Source organism: Ideonella sp., from assembly GCF_035254525.1.
Classification (GTDB): domain Bacteria; phylum Pseudomonadota; class Gammaproteobacteria; order Burkholderiales; family Burkholderiaceae_C; genus Ideonella.
On the sequence record NZ_DATFAN010000135.1, the window covers coordinates 1 to 14,899 of the forward strand.

A 14,899-nucleotide genomic window follows, 5' to 3' on the forward strand; every position below is an offset into this window, starting at 1 on the left:
CTGCATCGGCGCGCGGCTGCCCTGGGCCTGCTCGACGGCGTGGATGATGCGCGCGAGCGTCGACTTCGTCGCCTCGGCCGTCACCCGCGCGACGAGCGTGCCGCTGCGGTTGATCGTGCCGGCGAACACCGGGTCGCCCGGTGCCTTGTCGACCGGGATGCTCTCGCCCGTCACCGGCGCCTGGTCGACCGCCGACCAGCCCTCGGCCACCACGCCGTCGAGCGGCACGCGCTCGCCGGGGCGGATGCGCACGGTCGCACCCACGGCGACCTGGGCGACGGGCAGCGTCTGCCACGAGCCGTCGGCCTGCCGCGCGGCGGCCGCGTCGGGCGCCATCGCGAGCAGGCCGGTGATCGCGTGGCGCGCCCGGTCGACGGCGCGGGCCTCGAGCCACTCGGCGATCGCATACAGCGCCATCACCATCGCGGCTTCGGGCCACTGGCCGATCACGAAGGCGCCGGCGACGGCCACCGACATCAAGGCGTCGATGTTCAGCCGGGCCTGGCGCAGCGCGGCCAGGCCGTTCCTGAACACGTCCAGGCCGGCCAGCCCGATGGCCGCGCCGGCGACGGACAGGCTCAGCGCCTGGGCCGCCCAAGCCGGGCTGGCGAGCGATATCGCTTCGGCCGCGATCGCCAGCACCAGCGCGCCGGCCATGCGTGGCAGGCCACCAACGGGCGCCTGCCCGTCCTCATCGTCGCGTGCAGCGGGGCTGATCGGCAGCGGCCCGCCGCAGGCGCCGCTGCAGCAGGCGCTCGCCGAGGGGCGAGGCTGGCAAGTGGGTGCGAATTCGGGCGCGGATCCGGTCGGGTCGTGGGCAGGTGCATCGCTCATGCCGCCATTGCAAACCCTGTAGCGGGTTTAGAGTCAAGCCTTGTTCGACCAAGAGGGGTTCCTGACATGCGCATCGGCGAGTTGGCCCAGGCGAGCGGAACGCCTGTCGAGACGATCCGCTTCTACGAGCGCGAGGGGCTGTTGCCGACGCCGGCGCGCAGCGGCGGCAACTACCGCATCTACGGCGAGGCCCATGCCGAGCGGCTGGGCTTCATCCGCCAATGCCGCGGCCTGGACATGACACTGGCCGAGGTGCGCATGCTGCTGGGGTTCAGGGACGCGCCGCAGGCCGATTGCGGCCAGGTCAATGCGTTGCTCGACGCGCACATCGGCCATGTGGCGGCGCGCATCCGCGAGTTGCGTGCGCTGGAGAAGACGCTGCGCGAGCTGCGCGCGTGCTGCAACGTGCCGAACGCCGCGGCGGACTGCGGCATCCTGCAAGGCCTCGAGGCCGCTGCGCGGCCGGCCACGGCCGCCGGGCGGCGCCACGTGCGCGGCGCGCACTGAGGCCGACGCCGCGCCGCCATGCGCGTTGACAGTGGTCAAGGCCGGAACCCTTGCCTGCGGGCAGTATCCGAGCCAGACTCCCGTGCCCTTCGCCCCATGCCCATCTTCGGTCAAGCCCAGCGCCTTCGCAGCCTGGCAGCCCGCGTGCTGCTGGCCTGGCTGCTGGCGCTCGGCGTGGGCATTGCCGATGCCTGCGTGGTGCATGCGGCCGCGGCCCAGCTCGCGGCGCCGCAAGTGGGTGCGCACGACGGCGCGCACTGCCCGGCGCATGCCGGTGCCGCCAAGGCCCAGCCGGCGCCGCATGCCGACAAGCTGGTGTGCCTGAAGGTCTGCGGCGAGGACGCGGCCAAGGCGGCCAGCGCGAAGCAGCAGCTCGACCCGGGCACCATCGCCTGGCTCGCCCCGCCGCCGGCGCCCCTGTGGCAGGATGCCGCGGCGGCTGACGCGCAGCGCGAGCCGCTCGCCGAGGCCGCGCGGCCCCCGTCGCGCGTGCCCATTCCCATCGCCTTCCTTCGCCTGACGCTATAGCGCCTGGCGGGCGCCGCGTTGGCCGCTTCGACGGCCGCGCCCGCGCGCCCCGGCCGACCCGCGGGCGGCCCACCCCCCACGGTTCATGCGGCCGCGCCCGGTTCGGGTGCGCGTGCCGCCCCCTCACGTTCGCACCCCGAGGAGGCTCTTGTGCGAATCGACCTTCGAAGGCGCGCATCGCGGCTGGCCGCGCTGGCGGCGCTGGCGCTGATCTGTGCGCCGTCCATCTCATCGGCGGCCGAACTGGGCGCCGACCTCGACAGCCTGCTGGCCTATGCCCGCGCGCAAAGCCCCGAGCTCGCGGCGATGCGGCATGAGGCCGAGGCCGCGGCCGAGCGCATCCAGCCGGCCGGCGCGCTGCCGGACCCGGTGCTGCGTGTCGAGCTCGAGAACCTCGGCAACGACACCGGTGCGGCGCGCGAGGCGCGCTACACGCTGATGCAGGGCTTTCCGCTGGGCGGCAAGCGCGGGCTGCGGCGCGATGCGGCGAGCGCCGACGCGCAGCAGGCCCAGGCGCGGGCCGACGCGGCGTGGAGCGAGCTGGCCGCGAAGCTGAAGACCGGGTTCGCGCAGTACTTCGCCGCCGCGGGCAGCGAGCGGCTGGTGCGTGAACAGGTCGAGCTGCTCGCCCGGCTGGAGCAGACCGCGCGGCAGCGTTACGCGGCCGGCCTGGGCAGCCAGCAGGACGCCATTCGCGCGCAGCTGGAGCAGACGGCGATGCGCGCCGAGCTGATCGCGCTGGCCAACGAGACGCAGCAGGCCCGGGTGCGGCTGAACGCGCTGCTCGCGCGCGACGCCGCCGCGCCGCTGGCCGAGCCCGGCGCGCCGCGGCCGCTGCCGGCGGTGAACGTCTACGACGCCGCCACGCTGGCGCAGCGCGCGCGCAGCGCGAACCCGCTGCTGGCCGCCGAGGCGGCGCGGCTGCGGGCGGCGCAGAGCAACCGCGAGCTGGCCTCGCGCAACCACATCCCCGACCTGCAGCTCGGCCTAGCGCCAGTGCAGATGGGCTCGCGCATCGCGAGCTGGGGCGTGATGGTGGAGCTGAACATCCCGCTGCAGCGCGAGACGCGCCGCTCGCAGCAGCGCGAGGCCGATGCGATGGCGAATGCGCAGCGCGCCCGCGCCGACGCGCTGGCGAGCCAGCTGCTCGGCGAGCTGGGCGAGCAGCTCTCGGCGCTCGATGCAGCGCGCCGCACCGAAGCGCTGATCACCGATGAGTTGCTGCCGCAGACCGAGCTCGCCCTGCGCTCGGCGCTGGCCGCCTACGAGGCCGGCAAGGCCGAGTTCGCGATGCTGCTCGACACCGAGCGCCAGATCCGCAAGGCCCGGCAGGACCGTCTCAAGGCCCAGGCCGACGCGCAGATGCGCGTGGCCGAGATCGAACGCATCGTCGGAGAAGAACTGTGAACAAGACCACGACAACCTGGATCGCGCTGGCAGTGGCTGCGCTCGCCGGCGCCGGCGGCTACCTGGCAGGCCAGCGCAACGCCATCCCGTCGGCCGGGAGGCCTGCTGCTGCTGCCGCCTCGGCCCCGGCCTCGGCCCCGGCGAAGCCGGCGGAACGCAAGATCCTCTACTACCGCAACCCGATGGGCCTGCCGGACACCTCGCCGACGCCCAAGCAGGATTCGATGGGCATGGACTACATCCCCGTCTACGCAGAGGAGCAGCAGCCCGACGCGGCGAACACCCTCAAGCTGTCGACCGACAAGGTGCAGAAGCTCGGCGTGCGCACCGAACCGGCCGCGATGCGGCCGCTGGGCCGGGCGCTGCGCGCCACTGGCCGCGTGGAGCCGGATGAACGCCGCATCGCGCTGATCTCGCCGCGCTTCGAGGGTTACGTGGAGCGGCTGCACGTCAACACGACCAGCCAGGCGGTGGGCCGCGGCCAGCCGCTGTTCGAGGTCTACAGCCCCGATCTGGTGACGGCGCAGCAGGAGTACCTGCTGGCGGTGCAGGGCGCGCGGCAGCTGCCCGCGGGCGAAGCCGCCGGCGGCATGGGGCGCCTGGCCGACGCGAGCCTGGCGCGCCTGCGCAACTGGGGCCTGTCGGACGACGAGCTGGCCACGCTGGTGAAGACCGGCGAGCCCAGGCGCACGCTGACCATGCGCTCGCCGGTGGCCGGCATCGTGACCGAGAAGAAGGCCTTCCAGGGCATGCGCTTCATGCCCGGCGAGATGCTGTACCAGGTGACCGACCTGTCCACCGTGTGGGTCGTTGCCGACGTGCCCGAGCGCGATATCGCGCTGGTGCGGCCGGGCAGCCTGGCCAGCGTGCAGCTGCCGGCCTACCCGGGCGAACGCTTCGAGGGGCGCATCACACGCATCCTGCCGACGATGGACGCGGCGACACGCACGGTGCCGGTGCGCATCGAGCTGGCGAACCCGCGCGGGCGGCTCAAGCCCGCAATGTCGGCCGAGGTCGCCTTGCAGGCCGGTGCCAGCGCGCCGGTCTTGACGGTGCCCGATTCGGCGGTGATCGACAGCGGCACGCGTCAGCTCGTGCTGGTGCGCGCGGGCGAGGGGCGCTTCGAGCCGCGCGAGGTCAGGCTGGGCCAGCGCGGCGATGGCGTGGTCGAGGTGCTCTCGGGCGTGCGCGAGGGCGAGCCGGTGGTCGTCGCGGCGAACTTCCTGATCGATGCCGAGAGCAACCTGCGCGCGGCGGTCGGCGGCTTCGGCGCGGCGGCCAGCGCGCCGGCCGGGCACTGAAGGGGGCCACCATGCTGAACCACCTCATCCGCTGGTCGGGCCGCAATCCCTTGCTCGTGCTGCTGGCCACGCTGTTCGTCGTGATCGGCGGCGTCGTGGCGGTGCTGCGCACGCCGCTCGACGCACTGCCGGACCTGTCCGACGTGCAGGTCATCGTCTACACCGAGGTGCCCGGCCAGGCGCCGCAGGTGGTGGAAGACCAGGTAACCTACGCGCTGACCACAGCGATGCTCGCGGTGCCGAGATCCAAGGTCGTGCGCGGGTTCTCGTTCTTCGGCGCCTCGTTCGTCTACGTGATCTTCGAAGACGGCACCGACATCTACTGGGCCCGCAGCCGGGTGCTGGAGTACCTGAACTTCGCCGCCGGCCGGCTGCCGCCGGGCATCACCCCCTCGCTGGGGCCCGATGCCACGGGGGTCGGCTGGGTCTACCAGTACGCGCTGCTGGCCAAGCACAAGACGCTGGCCGAGCTGCGCGCGATCCAGGACTGGTTCGTGCGCTACCAGCTCACCAAGGCCCAGGGCGTGGCGGAGGTCGCGTCGATCGGCGGCTTCGTGCAGACCTACCAGGTCACGGTGGACCCGGTGAAGCTGCGCAGCTACGGCATTCCGCTCGCGCGCGTGTCGCAGGTCGTTCGCGATTCGAACCGCGATGTCGGTGGGCGCGTGGTCGAGATGTCCGAGACCGAGTACATGGTGCGCGGCAAGGGCTACCTGCGCGGGATCGGCGACATCGAGGCGTTGGCCGTCAAGTCCGACGGCGGCACGCCGGTGCTGATCCGCGACATCGCGCGTGTCGAGCGCGTGCCCGACGAGCGGCGCGGCGTGGCCGAGCTGAACGGCGAAGGCGAGGTGGTCTCCGGCATCGCCATGGCCCGCTACGGGCAGAACGCGCTGGAGGTGATCGGCAACATCAAGGCCAAGATCGGCGAGATCGCCTCGGGCCTGCCCGAGGGCGTGAGCATCGTGCCGGTGTACGACCGCTCGGAGCTGATCCACCGCGCGATCGACACCCTGAAGCGCACACTGCTGGAAGAAAGCCTGATCGTCGCCGCGGTGTGCGTGATTTTCCTTTTGCACGTGCGCTCGGCGCTGGTGGCGATTCTGATGCTGCCGGTGGGCGTGCTGATCGCCTTCATCGCGATGCGGCTGCTGGGCATGAACTCGAACCTGATGAGCCTGGGCGGCATTGCGATCGCGATTGGCGCGATGGTCGACGCGGCCATCGTGATGATCGAGAACGCGCACAAGCACCTGGAGCGCCTGAAGCCGGGTCACAGCACGCGCGAGCGGGCCGACGCCATGCTGGATGCCTGCACCGAGGTCGGCCCGGCGCTGTTCTTCTCGCTGCTGATCATCACCGTCTCGTTCCTGCCGGTGTTCACGCTGGAGGCGCAGGAAGGGCGCCTGTTCGCGCCGCTGGCCTACACCAAGACCTTCGCGATGGCCGGGGCGGCGCTGCTGTCGGTCACGCTGGTGCCGGTGCTGATGATGCTGTTCATCCGCGGCCGGGTGATGCCCGAGGCGAAGAACCCGGTCAACCGCTTCCTGATCTGGGCCTACCGGCCGATCATCGCGTGGGTGATGCGATGGAAGGTGCTGACCATCGCGGCGGCGGCGGCGGTGATGGCGCTCACCGTGTTCCCCGCCTCGCAGCTCGGCAGCGAGTTCATGCCGACGCTCGACGAGGGAACGCTGCTGTACATGCCCACCTCGCTGCCCGGCATGTCGATCACCAAGGCGGCCGAGGTGCTGCAGACCCAGGACAGGATCATCAAGACCTTCCCCGAGGTCGCTTCGGTCTATGGCAAGGCCGGCCGCGCCAACACCGCGACCGACCCGGCGCCGACCGAGATGTTCGAGACGGTCGTCAACCTGAAGCCGAAAGACCAGTGGCGGCCCGGCATGACGACCGACAAGCTGATCGCCGAGATGGACCAGGCGCTGCAGTTCCCCGGCATCTCGAACGCCTGGACGATGCCCATCAAGGCGCGCATCGACATGCTGTCGACCGGCATCCGCACACCGATCGGCATCAAGGTCTTCGGCAAGGACCTGGCCGAGATGGAGCGCCTGGCGCGGCAGATCGAGACGGTCGTCAAGGCCGTGCCGGGCACGACCTCGGCGTTTGCCGAGCGCCTGACCGGTGGCAGCTACCTGTCGATCGAGCCCGACCGCGCGCAGCTCGCGCGCTACGGGCTCACGGTGGGCGAATTGCAGGAGGTGATCGGCACCGCGCTCGGCGGCGAGATGGTGACGACGATGGTCGAGGGCCGCGAGCGCTTCGGCGTGACCGTGCGCTACCCGCGCGAGCTGCGAACGAACCCTGCGCAGATCGAGCGCGAGGTGCTGGTCACGACGATGGACGGCGCGATGCTGCCGCTGGGCCAGCTGGCGCGGGTCGTGGTCGAGCGCGGCACGCCGGGCATACGCACCGAGAACGCGCTGCTGTCGGCCTACATCTTCGTCGACATCCGCGGCCGCGACATCGGCTCCTACGTGGCCGATGCGCAGCGCGCGGTGGCCGAGCAGGTGAGCTTCCCGCCGGGCTACTACGTGAGCTGGAGCGGGCAGTTCGAGTACATGCAGCGCGCCATCGAGAAGATGAAGGTCGTCGTGCCGGTGACCATGCTGACGATCTTCCTGCTGCTGTACCTGAACTTCAGGCGCCTGACCGAAACGCTGATCGTGATGCTCTCGGTGCCGTTCGCGCTGGTCGGCGGGGTGTGGCTGATGTGGTGGCTCGGCTACAACCTGTCGGTCGCCGTGGCGGTGGGCTTCATCGCGCTGGCCGGCGTGGCGGCCGAGACCGGCGTGGTGATGCTGATCTACCTCGACCACGCCTGGAGCCAGGTGCAGGCGCGCTGCCGCGACGAAGGCCGCGCGCCGCAGGCGGCGGACCTCTACGCCGCCGTGATGGAAGGCGCCGTCGAGCGGGTGCGGCCGAAGATGATGACGGTCGTCGCGATCATGGCCGGCCTGCTGCCGATCATGTGGGGCACCGGCGCCGGCTCGGAGGTGATGAGCCGGATCGCCGCGCCGATGGTCGGCGGCATGATCTCGTCGACCGTGCTGACGCTGGGCGTCATCCCGGCCATCTACGCGCTGGTGCAGGGCTGGCGGCTGCGCCGGGCGGCCGCCGCCGCGCCGGCCACGCTCACTTCGACAGCGTGAGCTTCAGCGTCGCCGGGGCGCCGGACCTGTTGGTCCACATCCAGCAGTAGTCCTGGTCCAGCGCCACGGCCAGCGTGCCGTCGGCGCTCTTCGCGCCGTCCTGCTTCGCCGGGTATTCGACGGCCTTGCCGACGTGGTAGTGGATGTTGAAGTTCAGCGGCTGGTCGGCCTCGAAGCGCCAGGCGATGGATTCGCCCTTGGCCAGCTTGCCGCAGACCTCGGCGAACTTGGCCGGCGCGACGGCGAAGCTCCGCTCGAAGCGCTGGTCGGCGGACCAGGCGATGTCGACCAGTTCGGCGTGTGCCGCCGCAGCGCCCAGCGCCGCCAACGAGAAGGTGAGCAGGGTCTTGTTCATGGGCGCGCATTCTGCACGCGAGCGGGCGCCAGCGAGGCGTGCCGCAGCCGCAGCGCATTGCTGATCACAGAGGCAGAGCTCAGGCTCATCGCCAGCGCGGCGATCATCGGCGACAGCAGCCAGCCGGTGGCGGGGTAGAGCACCCCGGCCGCGAGCGGCACGCCGAGCGCGTTGTAGACGAAGGCGAAGCCGAGGTTCTGCTTCATGTTGGCGATCGTCGCCTCCGACAGGCGGCGCGCCACCGCGATGCCGCGCAGGTCGCCCTTGACGAGCGTGACCTGCGCGCTGCTCATCGCCACGTCGGTGCCGGTGCCCATGGCGACGCCGACGTCGGCCTGGGCCAGCGCCGGCGCGTCGTTGATGCCGTCGCCGGCCATCGCGACCACGCGGCCCTCGCGCTGCAGCGCTTGCACCAGCACCAGCTTGTCGGCCGGCTTGACCTCGCCGTGCACCTCGGTGATGCCCAGGCGCTGGGCCACCGAGCGCGCGGTGGTCAGGCCGTCGCCGGTGGCCATCACGACCCGCAGGCCGGCGGCCTGCAGCGTGGCCAACGCCTCGGGCGTGCTGGCCTTGACCGGGTCGGCCACGGCGAGCAGGCCGAAGAGTTGCCCGTCGACGGCCAGGTGCATCACGCTGGCGCCCTCGCTGCGCAAGGCTTCGGCCTGTGCCTTCAGCGGCTCGACGCCGACACCCTCCTGCTGCATCAGCGCGGTGTTGCCGAGCGCGACACGCCGGCCGTCGACGACACCGCGCACGCCGATGCCCGAACTGGATTCGAAGTTCTCGGCCTTGGCCAGCGCGAGGCCCCGCGCGCGCGCCGCGTGCACGATCGCGTCGGCCAGCGGGTGCTCGCTGCCCTGGTCCAGGCTGGCGGCGATGCGCAGCACCTCGTCCGGCTCGCCGCCCGGCGCGGCCACGGCGCGGTCGAACGCGGGCTTGCCCTCGGTCAGCGTGCCGGTCTTGTCGACGATCAGCGTGTCGACACGGCGCAGGTGCTCGATCGCCGCCGCATCGCGGAACAGCACGCCCTGCGTGGCGCCGCGCCCGGTGGCGACCATGATGGACATCGGCGTCGCCAGCCCCAGTGCGCAGGGGCAGGCGATGATCAGCACGGCGACCGCGTTGATCAGCCCGTAGACCCAGCGGGGCTCGGGGCCCCACAGGCCCCAGGCGAAGAAGGTTGCGAGCGCGATGGCCACGACCGCCATGACGAACCAGCCGGCTACCTGGTCGGCCATGCGCTGCATCGGCGCCTTCGAGCGCTGGGCCTGCGCGACCATCTGCACGATCTGCGACAGCACGGTCTGCGCGCCGACGCGCTGCGAGCGCATCACCAGCGCGCCGCTGGTGTTCTGCGTCGCGCCGATCAGCGCGTCGCCCGGGCGCTTATGCACCGGCAGGGGCTCGCCGGTGAGCATCGATTCATCGACCGAGCTGCTGCCTTCGACCACCTCGCCGTCGACCGGCACCTTCTCGCCGGGCCGCACGCGCAGCAGATCCCCCACGTGCACATGCGCCAGCGGCACGTCCTCTTCGTGCCCGTCGGGTGCGATGCGGCGCGCGGTCTTCGGCGCCAGGCCCAGCAACGCCTTGATGGCGGCCGAGGTCTGCGAGCGCGCCTTGAGCTCGAGGATCTGCCCGAGCAGCGTCAGCGAGATGATCACCGCGGCGGCCTCGAAGTAGACCGCCACCCGGCCCATGGCCTGGAACGAGGCCGGGAACACGCCCGGCGCGACGGTGGCGACCACGCTGTAGACGAAAGCCGCGCCGGTGCCCAGGCCGATCAGCGTCCACATGTTCGGGCTGCGCTGGACGATCGAGCGCACGCCGCGCACGAAGAAGGGCCCGCCGGCCCACAGCACCACCGGCGCCGACAGAACCAGCTCGATCCAGCTCTGCGTGGCCATCTCGAACCAGCCGAGCCGGTGGCCGAGCATCGCCATCAGGGTGACGACGACGGTCAACGGCAGCGTCCACCAGAAGCGTCGCTGGAAGTCGAGCAGCTCGGGGTTCTCGTCGCTGTCGTCCAGCGCCGGCAGCACCGGCTCCAGGGTCATGCCGCATTTCGGGCAGCTGCCCGGGTGGTCCTGCCGGATCTCGGGGTGCATCGGGCAGGTGTAGATCGTGCCGGGGGCGGGCGTCGGCGCTGGCGGCGCCGGCGTGGCGGGGACGTGGTGATGGGGGGCGTGCGTGTGATCGTGAGCGTTCATGGCTTCGGCCCTCCTCGCCAACTACTTCGTGGCAGGCGTCGGGGGCTGCATGCGGTCCATCATCATCTGCATCATGGACTGCATCATGTCCATGCGCATCTCCATCATCTGCGGGCCGCCCATGCCCATGCCCATGCGCATCGAGCCAGGCCCCATGCCGCCCATCATGGCCATGCCGTCCTGCATCATCTTCATCTGCTCTGCCATCAGGGCCTGTCGCTCTTCCGGCGTGCCAGCGCGGGCCATCCTGTCGTGCATTTCGCGCATGGCCTTCATATGGGCCTCCATCTGCGCCATCCGGTCCGGCATGGCCATGGGCGCTGAAGCGGCGGCCGCCATCGGGCGTGCGGTGGTGCGGTCAACGGGCGTCTGGGCGCAGGCGACGAGCGTGACGACGAGGGTGGTGATCGAGATCGAGCGAAGCATGGCCATGGTGGACTCCTGGTGGTGCGTGAGGGCAGCGGCGCGGCGAGCGCCGGTGCCAGCGATCGGTGGGCGCGTCAGCGCATGAATTCCAGCTCGGTGACCGTGTACTTGCCGTCGGCCCGTGCGGCCTTGAAGCGGATGCGGTCGCCGGCCTTGAGCTGGTCGAGCCAGAGTGGGTCGCGCACCGCGAAGACCATCGTCATCGCGGGCATCTCGAGGTTCTTCAGCTCCTCGTGCTTGATCGTGACCTTGCCGGCGGCCTTGTCGACCTTGCGGACTTCGCCGGCGGTCATGTCGGCGTTGGCCGTTGCCGATGCGGCCGGCGGCTGGGCGGGCTGCTGTTGCGCGAGGGCGGGCAGGGCGACGATCAGTGACAGGGCGAGCAGGGTGGTCTTCATGGGGGGCTCCATTCGGGTCAAGGTTGGCGGGTGGGCGTGGCGGCGACCTGGATGCGCCCGGCCATGCCGGCCTGGTAGTGGCCGGCAATCAGGCAGGCGAAGTCGAAGGTGCCTGCGCGGTTGAAGGTCCAGACGATCTCGCCGGTCTGGCCGGGCGGCACGTGGGCCATGTAGGGCTCGTCGTGTTCCATGTCGGGGAACTTCACCATCAGCGCGGCGTGCTCGTCGAGCTCCTGCTTCGTGCCGAGCACGAATTCGTGCAGCATCGTGCCGTCGTTGCGGATGCGCAGGCGCACCGTCTCGCCCTGGCGCACCTCGAGTCGGTCGGGCACGAAGCGCATCGTGTCGAGCATGCGCAGCTCGATGGTGCGCTTGGCGGCCTTGGCGTCGGCGGCGATGCCCCAGGGCTTCTGCTCCTTGCGCACGGGGGCGCCGGCTTTCGCGTGGTCGGTGCCGCCGTGTGCCTGGGCGGCGCCGGTGGCGGCGAGCGCTGCGGCAAGCAGCAGGGAAGGGATCCAAGATGTCATCGTTCGTCCTCGTGTCGTTCGATCATCAATGCGAGCCGGCATGGCCCGGCCCGGGTTTGCGCACCTGCACTTCGATGGGAGATTTCGGCGCCGCCGCCGGTGCCATCGCGCCGTGGCCCTGGCGGCCTTGCGGTGCGGCCGCCGGCTCGGGCAGCGTGCCGGTGAATTCGTAAGCCACCGTGCCGGGCGGGTGGCGGTACCAGCCGGGGTCGGTGTAATCGCGCGGCTTCTGGTCCTTGCGCACCTTCAGCACCGAGAACATGCCGCCCATGCCGACCGCGCCGAACGGGCCTTCGCCGGTCATCATCGCCGCGGTGTTGTCGGGCAACGGCATCTCCATCTCGGTCATGTCGTGCATGCCGCGCTCGCCCATCACCATGTAGTCGGGGATCAGCCCGGTGATCTCGCGCACGACCTTGCGGTGGTCCACGCCGATCATCGTCGGCACGCCGTGGCCCATCGCGTTCATCGTGTGGTGGCTCTTGTGGCAATGGAACGACCAGTCGCCTTCCTCGTCGGCGATGAACTCGAACTGCTTCATCTGCCCGACCGCGACGTCGGTCGTCACCTCGGGAAAGCGCATCGCCTTCGGGATCGGCCCGCCGTCGGTGCCGGTGACCTGAAACTCGTGGCCGTGCAGGTGCATCGGGTGGTTGGTCATCGTCAGGTTGCCCACGCGGATGCGCACCTTGTCCATCTGCCGCACGACCAGCGGGTCGATGCCGGGGAAGACGCGGCTGTTCCAGGTCCATAGGTTGAAATCCAGCATCGTCATGATCTTCGGCGTGTAGGCGCCGGGGTCGATGTCGTAGCCGGCCAGCAGGAAGCAGAAGTCGCGCTGGACCTCGTCGATCAGCGGGTGCTTCGCCTTCGGGTGCGTGACCCACATGCCCATCATCCCCATGGCCATCTGCGTCATCTCGTCGGCATGCGGGTGGTACATGAAGGTGCCGGGCCGTCGCGCGACGAACTCGTAGACGAAGGTCTTGCCCGGCGGGATTGGTGGCTGCGTCAGGCCGGTCACACCATCCATGCCGTTGGGCAGGCGCTGGCCGTGCCAGTGCACGCTGGTCACCTCGGGCAGCCTGTTGGTCACGAAGATGCGCACGCGGTCGCCCTCGACGACCTCGATCGTCGGCCCCGGGCTCTGGCCGTTGTAGCCCCACAGGTGGGCCGTGAAGCCGGGCGTCATCTCGCGCACGACCGGCTCGGCCACGAGGTGGAACTCCTTGATGCCGTTGTTCATGCGCCAGGGCAGCGTCCAGCCGTTGAGCGTGACGACCGGGTTGTAGGGCCGGCCGCTGGCGGGCACCAGCGGCGGCATCGTGTCGGGCCGGGTCTGGATGACCGGTTCGGGCAGCGCGGCCATCGCGGCTTTGCTGACGGTGGCGGCAGTGGCGGCGGCCGTGATCGCGCCGGCACGGCCGAGAAAGTTGCGTCGGGAAACCATCGGGAATCCTTGGGGATCAGTGGCCGCCGCCGGCGGGCTCGGCCGCGGCGTTGGCTGCAGAAGCGGGGGTGGCGAAGGCCATGCTCGCGCCGGAAGGGCCGACGAGCGCCATCTCGAGCTCGGCATCGGCGAGCCAGAAGTCGCGCAGCGCGTCGATCGCGGCGTTGACGCTCGCGATCTGCGAGCGGGCATCGGCAAGCAGCTCGAACACGCCGATCAGCATGCCGTTGTAGCGCAGCACGTCTTCCTCGGCGATGCGCTGCTTCAGCGGCACCAGCTCGTCGCGGTGGTGCTTGGCGATGTCCCAGGCCGAGCGGTAGCTGCCATAGGCCTCGCGCACCTCGGAGCGGGCGTTGATGGCGGCCTCGGCGGCGCGGTTCAGGGCCTGGCGGTAGACGCTCTCGGCGCGGGCGACCTTGGCCGTGCCCCAGTCGAACAGCGGCAGCTCGAGCGTGACCTCCCAGCCGCGCTGCGTGGGCGCCTCGCTCGAGCCGTTGTTCAGCACGCCGAGCTCGAGCACGTCGACGAAACGCGTCGTGCGGGTCAGGCCGAGGTGGCGTGCGGTCTGCTCGGTGGCCAGGCGCGCGGCCTGCACATCCAGCCGTTCGGCGATCGCGCGCCGCTCGATGTCGGGTTGTTCGCGCGGCGCGGCCGGCAGGTCGGGCAGGCGCTCGGGCAGGCGGAACGTGGTCTGCGTGCCCCACAGGCCGAGCAGCCGGGTCAGGCGCTCGCGCGTCGCGCGTTGCGCCTGCTCGGCACGCGCAAGGCCCAGCGCGGCGTCGGCGTAGAACGACTGTTCGCGCAGTTGCTGCAGCTTGTTGTAGTTGCCGGCCTGGGCCATGCGGCGCGCCAGCTCGGCGCTGGCTTCGGCGGCGCGAACCACCTGGCCGCTGTAGCGCACCGCCTCTTCGGCGGCCACCGCCTGCACCCAGGCCTTGCGCGTGTCGGCGGCCAGCGCGAGCACGCGCGTGGCGGCCGTGCCCTGCGCTTGGGCGAAGCGGCGCGATTCGGCCTCGCGCACCAGCGGCAGCGCGAGCAGCCTGGCCAGGTTCAGGTGCCAGCCGCGTTCGAGCTCGACCTCGCTGCCGCGGGTGAGCCGGCTGAAGCTGAAGCCCGGGTTCGGCAGTGAGCCGGCCTGCACCACCTCGGCCTCGGTGATGCCGAGCTCGAAGAAGTCGGCCTGCAGGCCGCGGTTGTTCAACAGGGCGAGCTGCACGGCCGCGTCCATGGTCAGCGGCTGGGCGAGCAGCGTGTCGACGCGCTCGGCGATCAGCGCGCGATCCTGGTCGCTGCGGGCCCAGCGGACCTCCTTGCCGAGCCGCTCGCGGGCGGTCTGCTCGACGGGGCTGAATCCACCGTCGTCGCTCAGCGTGGCGCAACCCGCCAGCGTGGCCGTGGCGGCCGCGGCGATCAGCAGGCGCGCAAGGGAAGGGCGGCGCTTCATCGGGTCGAGCCTCCGTGGGAGTGGTCGTGGCCACCGGTGGCGCCCGAGGCGGCGGAGGCTGGAGCGGTGATTGCTGAAGGTGCAGGCGCGGCGCTCGCCTCACGCGCATAGGCACGCCAGCCGCCGATGCGGCCGACGATGTCATTGGTGGCCTTCCACGGCGCGACCTCGGTCTCGCCGGCGGGCCGGTAGCGGGCCAGCGAGGAGGCGTGGCTGGCCGGGGGCACGGGCACTTCAGGGTTCAGCGGATCGCCGGGCGCGGCGGCCTGGGCCGCCAGGCTCGCCACGAGCGGCAGGGCGGCTGCCAGCCGCCAGCGGGGGAATGCATGCATGGGAACG

13 protein-coding genes and 1 pseudogene are annotated in these 14,899 nt (G+C 71.3%); 5 read left to right on the forward strand and 9 right to left on the reverse strand.

From position 1 onward, the window contains the following. A pseudogene (locus VJ693_RS13195) lies at positions 1 to 834 on the reverse strand (cation-transporting P-type ATPase); the annotation flags it as partial. Between the two features lie 66 nt (positions 835 to 900). On the opposite strand from VJ693_RS13195, the gene cadR reads away from it, so the two are divergent. The 5 genes from cadR to VJ693_RS13220 all read left to right on the forward strand — a co-directional run bounded on the left by cadR (position 901) and on the right by VJ693_RS13220 (position 7,750). Further along, positions 901 to 1,341, forward strand: coding sequence for a Cd(II)/Pb(II)-responsive transcriptional regulator (gene cadR, locus VJ693_RS13200; protein WP_324154777.1), 441 nt, complete (start codon positions 901 to 903; stop codon positions 1,339 to 1,341). 96 nt (positions 1,342 to 1,437) lie between these two features. Continuing rightward, positions 1,438 to 1,869 carry a hypothetical protein gene (locus VJ693_RS13205; protein ID WP_324154778.1) on the forward strand — a complete coding sequence of 144 codons (432 nt, stop codon included), beginning with the start codon at positions 1,438 to 1,440 and terminating at the stop codon, positions 1,867 to 1,869. Between the two features lie 150 nt (positions 1,870 to 2,019). After that, entirely contained in the window at positions 2,020 to 3,276 is a 1,257-nt protein-coding gene (locus VJ693_RS13210; RefSeq protein ID WP_324154780.1) for a TolC family protein, read from the forward strand. Continuing rightward, positions 3,273 to 4,577 carry an efflux RND transporter periplasmic adaptor subunit gene (locus VJ693_RS13215; RefSeq protein WP_324154782.1) on the forward strand — a complete coding sequence of 435 codons (1,305 nt, stop codon included), beginning with the start codon at positions 3,273 to 3,275 and terminating at the stop codon, positions 4,575 to 4,577. Before VJ693_RS13210 ends, VJ693_RS13215 begins: the two co-directional genes overlap by 4 nt. A gap of 11 nt (positions 4,578 to 4,588) precedes the next feature. Next, entirely contained in the window at positions 4,589 to 7,750 is a 3,162-nt protein-coding gene (locus VJ693_RS13220) for an efflux RND transporter permease subunit (RefSeq protein WP_324154783.1), read from the forward strand. Here VJ693_RS13220 and VJ693_RS13225 read toward each other — a convergent pair. The 8 genes from VJ693_RS13225 to VJ693_RS13260 all read right to left on the reverse strand — a co-directional run bounded on the left by VJ693_RS13225 (position 7,734) and on the right by VJ693_RS13260 (position 14,892). Next, a complete protein-coding gene (locus VJ693_RS13225) occupies positions 7,734 to 8,105 on the reverse strand; it encodes a hypothetical protein (RefSeq protein WP_324154785.1) in 372 nt (123 codons plus the stop codon). The two genes, VJ693_RS13220 and VJ693_RS13225, sit on opposite strands and share 17 nt — an antisense overlap. Next, the gene (locus tag VJ693_RS13230; protein ID WP_324154787.1) at positions 8,102 to 10,315 is read right to left on the reverse strand and encodes a copper-translocating P-type ATPase; all 2,214 of its coding nucleotides are present in this window, start codon (positions 10,313 to 10,315) and stop codon (positions 8,102 to 8,104) included. The genes VJ693_RS13225 and VJ693_RS13230 overlap by 4 nt, the downstream gene beginning before the upstream one ends. Positions 10,316 to 10,336: 21 nt before the next feature. Then, the gene (locus VJ693_RS13235; protein WP_324154788.1) at positions 10,337 to 10,747 is read right to left on the reverse strand and encodes a hypothetical protein; all 411 of its coding nucleotides are present in this window, start codon (positions 10,745 to 10,747) and stop codon (positions 10,337 to 10,339) included. A 68-nt stretch (positions 10,748 to 10,815) separates the two neighbouring features. Further along, complete coding sequence (locus VJ693_RS13240; RefSeq protein ID WP_324154790.1) at positions 10,816 to 11,139, reverse strand: copper-binding protein; 324 nt, start codon at positions 11,137 to 11,139, stop codon at positions 10,816 to 10,818. 17 nt (positions 11,140 to 11,156) lie between these two features. Next, positions 11,157 to 11,666, reverse strand: coding sequence for a cupredoxin family protein (locus VJ693_RS13245; RefSeq protein WP_324154792.1), 510 nt, complete (start codon positions 11,664 to 11,666; stop codon positions 11,157 to 11,159). A gap of 25 nt (positions 11,667 to 11,691) precedes the next feature. Continuing rightward, positions 11,692 to 13,116: a copper oxidase gene (locus tag VJ693_RS13250; RefSeq protein WP_324154794.1), complete on the reverse strand. Its 1,425-nt coding sequence runs from the start codon at positions 13,114 to 13,116 to the stop codon at positions 11,692 to 11,694. Positions 13,117 to 13,132: 16 nt separating this feature from the next. Further along, complete coding sequence (locus VJ693_RS13255; protein ID WP_324154796.1) at positions 13,133 to 14,560, reverse strand: TolC family protein; 1,428 nt, start codon at positions 14,558 to 14,560, stop codon at positions 13,133 to 13,135. Next, positions 14,557 to 14,892: a hypothetical protein gene (locus VJ693_RS13260; RefSeq protein ID WP_324154798.1), complete on the reverse strand. Its 336-nt coding sequence runs from the start codon at positions 14,890 to 14,892 to the stop codon at positions 14,557 to 14,559. The genes VJ693_RS13255 and VJ693_RS13260 overlap by 4 nt, the downstream gene beginning before the upstream one ends. Positions 14,893 to 14,899 lie beyond the last annotated feature (7 nt).